Source organism: Paenibacillus sp. FSL P4-0113 (assembly GCF_038009305.1).
Taxonomy (GTDB): Bacteria; Bacillota; Bacilli; order Paenibacillales; family Paenibacillaceae; genus Paenibacillus; species Paenibacillus polymyxa_D.
Genome location: NZ_JBBPAZ010000001.1, coordinates 3,606,199 through 3,615,000, shown reverse-complemented (window position 1 = coordinate 3,615,000; position 8,802 = coordinate 3,606,199). Strand labels below are relative to the sequence as shown.

Sequence of the window (8,802 nt, the reverse complement as noted above, 5' to 3'; positions counted from 1 at the left end):
CCTAGAGTTATGTCAACACTTTTTTTTCAAAAGTGTTTTTCGCTCTTCTTGATAACACTTGAAGCGACAAGAAATAATATATCATACTTTTCTTACAGTATGCAACTCTTTTTTCAAAATACTTAGTTAAGTAACAATACACTCAATATAAAGCTCTCTTTGCAGCATTAAGTTAATAATTTCCCCATCTACTTGAATCAACGGACGAGTCGGATGATCTCGATCAGCAAATATAATTTCCCCTGTACGGTTATCATTGAGGCGCACCTTGGTTCCATTATTGAATTGGGTTAACTTATGAATAAAAACTTGTACAACACTTGGGTCCAGCTTTCCAAATGATTCTGACTTGATTTGCTCTAGAACCAGATACGGTGATTGGGCAGGCCGGTATGTTTTCTCTAGAGTCATGGCATGGAATACATCAGCCACTCCAACGATTTTAGCGTAGATGTGGATTTGTTCACCTTTAAGACGCAGTGGATATCCAGTACCGTCCACTTTCTCATGATGCTGAAGAGCTGCCAAACGCACACCTTCGTTAATAGCTTTCACATTTTTAAGCAACTGGTATCCTAGTGATGTATGACTACGTATTTCTTCTTGCTCTTCCCACGTTAGTTTGGAGGGCTTGTACAGAATGGCCGGGTCCATTTTAGCGTTCCCTATGTCATGAAGCAATCCAGCAAAAGCCACCTGCATCCAATCCTTTTGAGGTAATCCGATCCATTGTGCAATGGAGTAGGAAGTAAGGGAGGTTAGCACGGCGTTGTGAAAAATATAGTCCACTTCGATCATGGCGGGCGGAGTATAGGTCATTACATTATAGCGCTGAATGTGCACCAGTAAGGACTCCAATTGTCCTCGCAGTTCATATATAGATAAATTAGAGACGAGTACCGATTGAAATGCGTTCTTAACGAGCATCACCATTTTGTCATACTCATCCTGAAATTGTTCAGATTCATCTCGTCCATCTAACGAAGGTCCTTGCGATTCAGATATTCCAGATCGAACAGTCGTAGACTCGCTACTGGATTTTGTAAGATCATCCGTCCCTACCTCAACTTGCTGAATCAGGAACGCCTGTAAAATCTCCAAGTCACGTGGTAGCAGAATGCGCCCTTTCGGTAGCAGCAAGCTGCCCATTTCTGTAAATACATCGCTTTGCAATCTAAGTCCTGCTTTTAATTCGGATACGGGTACAGTTGTCATGGTCAACCTCTCTGTTCTCACAACAGCTGCTCCAGCTGCCAGTTATGATGTCATTATATTACTTGGGAATGATCCTGTACATTCATTTTATGCCATTTAAAGCATACTTGTCTGAATTCGTTAGCCAGAAAAAGAAAGACTCCCCGACCAAATAGTCAGAGAGTCTCTTCCATCTAAAATTTAATAACTACTGTTGTTTCCATGTTCAGGCTCTTATTCGCCTTCAGAAGATTCTGGGTCGTTACCTTCCGTATCTTCTGTATTCGTTTCGAGAGTTGGTTCAACAGATGATAGAGATGAGCCCTCTCCAGCTTCCCCATCCTCTAATAATTCTTCAAGCAGTTCATCCTGCTCCTCATTCTTGTTCGCTCGACAAACCGTTGCAACCGAATCATCATCGCGAATATTAATCAGCCTTACCCCTTGTGTATTCCGACCCATCGTGGAGATTTCCCCCATGCTAGTCCGAATCAAGGTGCCACTAGCTGTAATGATCATCAGATCCTCTTCGGTTTTTACAACCTTGAGACCGACAACCGGACCATTTTTATCCGTAACATTAATCGTTTTGATCCCCTTACCTCCACGGCTTTGGATACGATAATCCATAACAGGGGTACGCTTGCCATAACCTTTGGCCGTTACAATCAGGATATCCAGGCTGGTATCCACGATGTCCATACCAATTACAGCATCACTCTCATCAAGGTTGATCCCTTTAACCCCTGTAGCGCTACGGCCCATAGACCGTACATCACTTTCAGGGAAACGGATAGACATGCCTTGTGCTGTACCAATAATCATTTCCTGCTGTCCGTCCGTCAGCTTCACTTCGATCAGGGCGTCATCTTCACGCAAGTTAATGGCAATCAAGCCACCTTTGCGGATATTTGCATAGTCGTCAAGCGGTGTCTTCTTAATAATCCCATGCTGAGTCGCAAAGAAAAGATAGCTATCCTCCACAAATTCCTCGATTGGAATTACCGCGTTGATCGACTCACCCTGTTCAATCTGAATCAGGTTAATAATCGGTGTTCCCCGGGCTGTCCGGCTTAGATCAGGAATCTCATAGGCCTTAATTCGATATACCTTACCCTTGTCGGTAAAGAATAACAAATGATGATGTGAATTCGTAATGAACAGATGCTCTACGAAATCCTCATCTTTGGTATCCATACCCACTACACCACGACCACCGCGTTTTTGACTGCGATAGGTAGTAACAGGAAGGCGTTTGATATATCCCGTATGGGTTACAGTAATAATAACATCTTCACGCGGAATAAGATCCTCATCCAGAATACTCTCTTCACCCACTGTAATTTCAGTGCGACGTTCATCAGCGAAACGCCCTTTAAGTTCATTCAGCTCTTCGCTGATGATGTTGAGTACCAGATGCTCGTTCGCCAAAATCTCACGGTATTCCGCAATCTTTTGTATTAGCTCGTTATATTCGTTCTCGATCTTCTCACGTTCCAAACCGGTTAAACGTTGCAGACGCATATCTAGAATAGCCTGAGACTGCTCAAGAGTGAGCGAGAAACGCTCAATCAGTCCTTCACGAGCTGCTTCTGCAGTTTGGGAAGAACGAATCAAGGCAATAACTTCGTCCAGATGGTCAAGAGCAATGCGCAAGCCTTCCAGAATGTGTGCTCTAGCTTCGGCCTTTTTCAGATCAAATTCTGTCCGGCGACGAATAACTTCGACCTGATGTTTGAGATAATGATACAAGACATCCTTCAGGTTTAGAATCTTCGGTTCGTTGTTTACAATGGCAAGCATATTAATACCGAAATTCGACTGCATAGCTGTATGTTTAAACAAATTATTCAGAACGACATTCGGGTTCACGTCTCTACGCAACTCAATAACGACACGCATACCCGTACGGTCCGATTCATCACGGAGATCCGTAATGCCTTCAATACGTTTGTCACGTACTAATTCGGCAATTTTCTCAACCAGGCGAGCCTTATTCACTTGGTAAGGCAGCTCATGCACGATAATCCGTGCTTTATTGCCGATCTCTTCTATGGTGGTCTTTGCACGCATGGTCACAGATCCGCGGCCCGTCTGGTACGCCTGACGGATACCAGAGCGTCCTAAAATATAACCTGCTGTCGGGAAATCCGGTCCTTGAATATAATCCATAAGTTCCATCGGCGTAATGTCAGGGTTTTCGATCAGTGCTTGTACACCATCGATAACCTCTCCCAAGTTATGCGGAGGAATATTGGTAGCCATCCCGACTGCAATCCCGCCGACCCCATTCACCAGCAAGTTAGGATAACGTGCTGGTAATACGACAGGCTCGCTCTCTTCACCATCGTAGTTCGGCATAAAATCAACGGTCTCTTTGTTCAAATCACGTAGCATTTCCATGGCAATCTTGGACAACCGTGCTTCGGTGTAACGCATCGCAGCGGCCATATCTCCATCCACGGAGCCAAAGTTACCGTGTCCATCCACCAACATGTAACGCAAGGAAAAATCCTGCGCCATCCGCACCATCGTATCATATACAGCCGTATCACCATGAGGGTGATATTTACCGATAACTTCGCCGACGATTCTTGCCGATTTTTTGTAAGGCTTATCTGGCGACATGCCTAGCTCGGACATCGCATACAAAATACGACGGTGTACCGGCTTCAGTCCGTCCCGCACATCAGGCAAGGCACGGCTAACAATAATACTCATGGCATAATCCATAAAGGATTCGCGCATTTCCACTCCGATATCCCTATTGATGATTTGCGAGTTATTTTGATCCGCCATGCTGGTCCTCCTTCTTATCCTTCAATACAATGCTCTCTATGTGAAAAGCCTAACAAGATACTGCCTATACACTCCGCTCTCTGCGCAGGATTTTGGCTGAAATCCTCATCTGTATAATTATATTACTTTCACAAAAAGAGCACAATTAAACGCATCTGTCCTCTTTACAGCGTAAATCCCTCGTCATTCTCTTTCTGCCTGTAGCAGATCGCTATTCTCTTGTACAACTCACAAGCCCTGATTATAACAAATTCCCCAGAGCTGGGGATTAGCCCCCACCATAAGGGCCTTTTCCACATACAATACGTATACGGTCAGGGTTCAATTAGCAAAATTCCGAAAAACGCCGTATTTCTCTATTATATCATTGTTTTACGCGCTTGTCCTTTAGTTTCCCTTGTTTTGTTAAAGTGTTGCGGATTCCAAGTACATGACTCATATTTCGAAAAGAAAGGGATGAGATTACTTGTCTATTCAACGAGTATCCAGTAAGTGGACCAAAACAAATGCCATTCTCCCCAATCCGACATTGGCTGCTTATGTACCGGAAACACGGTTGTACACATTTGATCACTTAAACGAAATGTTGGCCGTGTATGGTACTGTCTATATTAAGCCGGATAACGGTACTTATGGAAAAGGGGTTATGCGGGCAGAGAGGCTGACAGAGCCGCTCCCGCCGACAGAAGAAGGAATCATCGAAGAGAGAACTTGGTATGTGCTTCGCTATGAAGTAGACATTTTCACCTTCGAAAGTCTAGAAGATCTGCATAGAGTGGTTTCTTCCCGCATACGAAAACGTCCATATCTGATCCAACGTGGAATTCCACTTCTTCAGCATGAAGAACGCCCCTTCGATCTGAGGGTATTAACCCAGATGAACTTGAGACACCAATGGGAAACAACACTTATTGTAGGACGCGTAGCTGCTCCTGACAAAGTCGTCACCAATCATCACAGCGGTGGGACAACACGCTTTTTCAATGAGCTGGTCGCTCCATATATGGATGTAAAGGAAGCTGTACGACTGGAGCAAAAATTATCGAAAATGGGCGAACGGGTAGCCTGGCAGTTGCAAAAAAAATACCCACGTTTAAGAGAAATTGGATTAGATGTGGGACTGGATCAGCAAAATTATCCGTGGATTCTTGAGGTTAATACGAGACCAGCAATCAAGGTATTCTCTTCCCTTCCAAACAAAAGCCTCTATCATAAAATATTCAGATATGCAGTAGGCTACGGCCGATACTCTCCATCGACAGGTAAACCCGTACGCTCTAAGAAAAAAGCCTAAAACAATGAGATTAGATATTCAAATACACCCGGGCTGGTTAATGACAAGAAAAGGGACGCCCATTTGGGCGCCCCTCGTGAACTCTTACAAAATACTACCTAATGAGCATGTAATACAGCCACTAGGAAGGAACGTTACACATTAGAAATCAAGATTTTTCACGTACTTCGCATGCTCTTGGATAAAGTCACGACGAGGTTCTACATTATCACCCATCAAGGTATTGAACAGTGTATCAGCCAGCATCGCGTCACTGACAGTTACCTGAAGCATAGTACGACTCTCAGGGTCCATCGTAGTTTCCCAAAGTTGGGTCGCATTCATCTCACCCAAACCTTTATAGCGCTGTACATTGTACTTCGCGTTTTCTCCAAATTCCCTGATGATCTCATCACGTTCCGCCTCGGAGTTCGCATAACGTACAACTTTGTTACGCTCTACTTTGAATAGTGGTGGTTGAGCAATATAAATATAGCCTGCATCAATGATTTTACGCATGTACCGATAGAAGAACGTCAGTAACAACGTACGAATATGGGCGCCGTCGACATCCGCATCTGTCATGATGATGACCTTGTGATAACGGGCTTTGGCGATGTCAAAGTCGTCTCCGATCCCTGTACCCATTGCTGTTACCATCGACCGGATTTCATCACTGGACAAAATACGGTCCAAGCGTGCCTTTTCAACATTCAGGATTTTACCGCGAATCGGCAAAATAGCTTGAAAGTGACGATCACGCCCCTGCTTGGCTGATCCCCCTGCGGAGTCACCTTCGACAATGTACAGTTCACTAATCGAAGCATCCTTAGAGGAGCAATCTGCCAACTTGCCTGGGAGCGAACTGATTTCCAGCGCACTTTTGCGACGTGTAAGCTCACGCGCTTTACGCGCTGCTTCCCGGGCACGTGCTGCTTGTAATGATTTATCTACCACGCGGCGGGAAACAGACGGATTTTCCTCTAGGAACTCCTGGAGTTTCTCTGCGAATAAGGATTCGACAATCCCTCGCACCTCACTGTTACCCAGCTTTGTCTTGGTCTGACCCTCAAACTGTGGTTCTGGAATTTTGACGGAGATAATTGCCGTCAATCCTTCACGCACATCGTCACCGGTCAAGTTGGCATTGTTGTCTTTAATCAAGCCATTTTTACGTGCATAATCGTTTATAATCCGGGTTAATGCACTCTTGAAACCTGATTCGTGAGTTCCGCCCTCATGGGTGTTGATGTTGTTGGCAAAAGAATAAATATTTTCGGTATAGCTGTCGTTATATTGCAATGCAACTTCGACTTGAATCATATCCCGCGAGCCTTCGACATAAATCGGCTGTTCATGTAGCGCTTCTCTTTTTTGATTCAAGAATTGCACATATTCACTGATTCCGCCCTCGTAATGGAATGTATCGCTAGCTCCCGTCCGTTCGTCAGTCAAGCTGATTGCAATGCCTTTATTCAGGAAAGCCAACTCACGAATCCGCGTTTGGAGCGTATCATAATCATATACGGTCGTTTCTGTAAAGATTTGATCGTCCGGATAGAAGGTCGTTTGGGTACCCGTCTCGTCTGTATCACCGATGACTCTGACATCATACTGCGGAGCACCACGGTGATATTCCTGCTCATACAGATGTCCGTCCCGTTTAACATGAACGATCATTTTGCTGGAGAGAGCATTCACTACCGATACCCCAACCCCATGCAGACCACCGGATACCTTGTACCCTCCGCCTCCGAATTTACCACCTGCGTGAAGTACAGTCATAACGACTTCCAGCGCAGATTTTTTCATTTTGGCGTGCTCGCTTACCGGAATACCGCGTCCGTTATCTGTAACGGTAACGCTGTTATCTTCGTGAACCACAACTTGAATGCTGTCACAATAACCCGCCAGCGCTTCGTCAATGCTGTTGTCCACAACTTCCCAGACCAGATGATGGAGACCTTTGGCGCTCGTGGAGCCAATATACATCCCGGGACGTTTCCGAACCGCTTCCAGGCCCTCGAGGACCTGAATCTCGCCCGCATCATAAGACGGTTGATTCATAGACATGCCTTTCACCTACTTCTATAGATTCTATGGTTAAGCATTGGCAACAAACTGGTTTGCCCGCTTTTTGAGTGTTGTTGAGGAGATGGGGGAATAATACACCGTATTCTGAGTCACTACGATGGACTTGGCTTCCTCTTCGCCAATCATCTCGACATGCTTTTGCTGTTGGGCGTGGTTCACGTATTGCTTGGAGATTTTGGAGGATTTTTCAATCGAGATATCGAAAATAGCCACAAGCTCTGACGAGCGGATGATTTTTTCTCCACCCAGATGAATATACATAGCAGTCACTCACTCCTTAGTGTTCCACATGCCCGTCGTGGACGTGATAAATATTGGCATCCTTGAGCCGTTCAGTGTTCAAAGTCTCAACCCCGGTTGCCGTGATAAAGGTCTGTACCTTGCTTTGGAAAGTCTCAATCAGCTGCGTTTGACGATAGGGGTCCAACTCGGACAAAACATCATCCAGCAGCAAGACAGGGTATTCACCAATTTCCTCATGAATTAACTCTATTTCGGCCAACTTCAAGGACAGGGCCGTCGTCCGCTGCTGCCCCTGAGAGCCATACGTATGCACTTCTCTGCCGTTAATGGCAAAGGCCAAATCATCACGATGGGGTCCCGCCAAAGTCATGCCACGGCGGATTTCCTGTTCCCTCATTTGGGATAACTTTATCATAAATCGCTCCAATAAGACAGCTTCATCTTCTTCCTCTGGCTCACTGAAGGAGGGAACATAGGTTAATTTTAACTCTTCTGTCCCACCTGCGATCCCTTCATGAATGGCCTGAGCCCACTTTTGTAGCTTTGTTATAAATTGTTTCCGCTTTTTAACAATTTTAACACCATGCTCAACAAGTTGCTCATTCCATACCTCCAGCATCAGCTGCACTGATGCCATATCCTTACCCCAAGCCTGCTTGAGCAGGTTGTTTCGCTGAACCAATACTTTCTGATATTGCTGCAAATGATACAGATATCCTGGCGCAACCTGTCCGATTTCCATGTCAAGAAACCGGCGGCGAACCCCCGGTGTTCCTTTCACAATTTCCAGATCCTCAGGTGCAAACATGACCACATTTAACGAACCGATAAAATCGCTCAGTTTTCGCTGCTCCAGTCCGTTGATCTTTGCTTTTTTGCCTTGTGTGGATAACGAGAGATCCAATCTGATTTTCCCGTATTTTTTATCCACATCCGCAGCTAGGTGAGTGGAAGTAGCCCCGAAAGAGATTAACTCCTTGTCGCGGGACGTTCGATGACTTTTGGTTAAAGCCAGTACAAAAATAGCCTCTACCAGATTCGTTTTGCCCTGCGCATTTTGTCCGATCAGCAAATTAACGGGACCAAATTCATTCAGTTCCAGCTGTTCATAGTTCCGGTACTGCTGCAAAACAATGTTGTTCACAAACACATAGGGTCCCCCTTGTTATTCCGTACCTAAAAGGAGTCCTTGCCACCCA

Annotated in this window: 6 protein-coding genes; 1 reads left to right on the top strand and 5 read right to left on the bottom strand. The window is 45.2% G+C overall.

Annotated features, from left to right (window positions below):
• Nucleotides 1–126: 126 nt before the first annotated feature.
• Nucleotides 127–1,215, bottom strand: coding sequence for an HD-GYP domain-containing protein (locus tag MKX46_RS15535; protein WP_029518982.1), 1,089 nt, complete (start codon nt 1,213–1,215; stop codon nt 127–129).
• Between the two features lie 213 nt (nt 1,216–1,428).
• Nucleotides 1,429–3,993: a DNA gyrase subunit A gene (gene gyrA / locus MKX46_RS15530; protein ID WP_341071445.1), complete on the bottom strand. Its 2,565-nt coding sequence runs from the start codon at nt 3,991–3,993 to the stop codon at nt 1,429–1,431.
• A 466-nt stretch (nt 3,994–4,459) separates the two neighbouring features.
• Between gyrA and MKX46_RS15525 the strand changes: the two genes are divergently transcribed.
• Nucleotides 4,460–5,287, top strand: coding sequence for a YheC/YheD family protein (locus MKX46_RS15525; RefSeq protein WP_029518980.1), 828 nt, complete (start codon nt 4,460–4,462; stop codon nt 5,285–5,287).
• 141 nt (nt 5,288–5,428) lie between these two features.
• Here MKX46_RS15525 and gyrB read toward each other — a convergent pair whose 3' ends face one another.
• Genes gyrB through recF form a run of 3 tightly spaced genes read right to left on the bottom strand, consistent with a single transcriptional unit; the run spans nt 5,429 to nt 8,753 of the window.
• Nucleotides 5,429–7,339 carry a DNA topoisomerase (ATP-hydrolyzing) subunit B gene (gene gyrB / locus MKX46_RS15520; RefSeq protein ID WP_013308100.1) on the bottom strand — a complete coding sequence of 637 codons (1,911 nt, stop codon included), beginning with the start codon at nt 7,337–7,339 and terminating at the stop codon, nt 5,429–5,431.
• Between the two features lie 30 nt (nt 7,340–7,369).
• Complete coding sequence (remB, locus tag MKX46_RS15515) at nt 7,370–7,621, bottom strand: extracellular matrix regulator RemB (RefSeq protein WP_007433255.1); 252 nt, start codon at nt 7,619–7,621, stop codon at nt 7,370–7,372.
• A 16-nt stretch (nt 7,622–7,637) separates the two neighbouring features.
• Nucleotides 7,638–8,753: a DNA replication/repair protein RecF gene (recF, locus tag MKX46_RS15510; protein ID WP_322251704.1), complete on the bottom strand. Its 1,116-nt coding sequence runs from the start codon at nt 8,751–8,753 to the stop codon at nt 7,638–7,640.
• Nucleotides 8,754–8,802 lie beyond the last annotated feature (49 nt).